The sequence below is a fragment of the Pseudoalteromonas sp. SG43-7 genome (assembly GCF_014164295.1).
Classification (GTDB): domain Bacteria; phylum Pseudomonadota; class Gammaproteobacteria; order Enterobacterales; family Alteromonadaceae; genus Pseudoalteromonas; species Pseudoalteromonas rhizosphaerae.
Genome location: NZ_JACJEY010000201.1, coordinates 1 through 344 on the forward strand (window position 1 = coordinate 1; position 344 = coordinate 344).

The window sequence follows — 344 nt, forward strand, 5'->3', positions numbered from 1 at the left end:
CAACATACGTGGCACAGATTATTACCATTAAGGAATGCAAACATGATAGACACCATTAACCAGCAACTTCAACTACTCAAGTTATCCGGTATAAAGCAAGCACTCAAGCAACAGCTTGAACAGCCCAATCTATATCAAGAACAAAGCTTTATAGAGCGCGTCAGTTTATTGCTCACTCATGAAATTGATACGCGTGAGCAAAGAAAAATCGACCGGCTCGTGCGACACGCTAAATTCCGCTTACCGGCTCAGTTAAATCAACTGATTTACTCGCCGACACGTAATATAGAAAAAGCACAGATACGTAACTTAAGCCAAAATAGCTGGCTAAACTTACATCAAAA

The 344-nt window shown here is 40.4% G+C and carries 1 protein-coding gene; it reads left to right on the forward strand.

The window, feature by feature from the left end:
• Positions 1-42: 42 nt before the first annotated feature.
• The coding region (locus H5200_RS23530) for an ATP-binding protein (protein WP_182762906.1) at positions 43-344 on the forward strand (302 nt) is incomplete at its 3' end.